The 905-nt window shown below is 58.7% G+C and carries 1 protein-coding gene; it reads left to right on the top strand.

Features of this window, described 5'->3' with window-relative positions; all coding sequences use genetic code 11:
- Nucleotides 1-905, top strand: a 905-nt coding sequence (locus E4O98_RS18950) for an immunoglobulin-like domain-containing protein (RefSeq protein ID WP_348984637.1), incomplete at both ends; no start/stop codon positions are given.

Here is a 905-nt window from a genome sequence, read left to right as displayed (position 1 = left end):
AGACCCCGGTGAATGTCACCTTGAGCAATGGCTCGGTGATCACCATCAAGGCTGGCGAGTCAACCGGCACCGTTGTGGTCGATACTGCGGCTAACGACGTCTATAACAACGGTTCGACCGTCAGCACCACCATTAACGGTGCAACCGGCGGCAACTTCGAAAACCTGGTACCGAGCACTACGCCTGCGGTCACCACCATTACTGATTCGATCGATGCCACCACCGTCACCCTGACCGCAAGCTCGACCGTGACCGAAGGTGGCCAGATCACCTACACCGCCACCTTGACCAACCCGGCGCAAACCCCGGTAAACGTTACCTTGAGCAATGGCTCGGTAATCACCATCAAGGCTGGCGAGTCTGTCGGCAGCGTGGTCGTGGACACCGCGCCCAATGATGTCTACGTCAACGGCAGCACGGTCAGCACCACCATTACCGGCGCGACTGGCGGCAACTTTGAAAGCCTGGTACCGAGCACAACTGCGGCAGTCACCACGATCACCGATTCGATCGACACAACTACCGTTACGCTGACTGCGCCGACCGAGGCGAATGAGGGCGGGCAGATTACGTACACCGCTACGCTTTCCAACAAGGCGGGCACTGACGTTACGTTGAAGTTGGATAACGGCTCGTCGATCACCATCAAGGCTGGGGACACTGTCGGCACTGTGACCGTCCCGGCGCCGACTGATGACGTGTTCATCGACAAGAGCACGCAGACCGTTCAAATCACCGAGACCACGGGTGGCAACTTCGAGAAGTTGGAAGTTGCGGGCAACGGCGCCACCACTACGATCAACGACACCATCGACAAAGTCGATGTGGTTCTGACGGCCACCACCACCGTGGGCGAAGGCGGCAATATCGTCTACACCGCCAGCCTTGTGGATAAAAACGGCGCG

The organism is Pseudomonas sp. W2Jun17, assembly GCF_023127795.1.
Taxonomy (GTDB): Bacteria; Pseudomonadota; Gammaproteobacteria; order Pseudomonadales; family Pseudomonadaceae; genus Aquipseudomonas; species Aquipseudomonas synxantha_A.
Note: the sequence above shows the minus strand (reverse complement) of the source record. Positions and strands in the feature narration are given on the sequence as shown.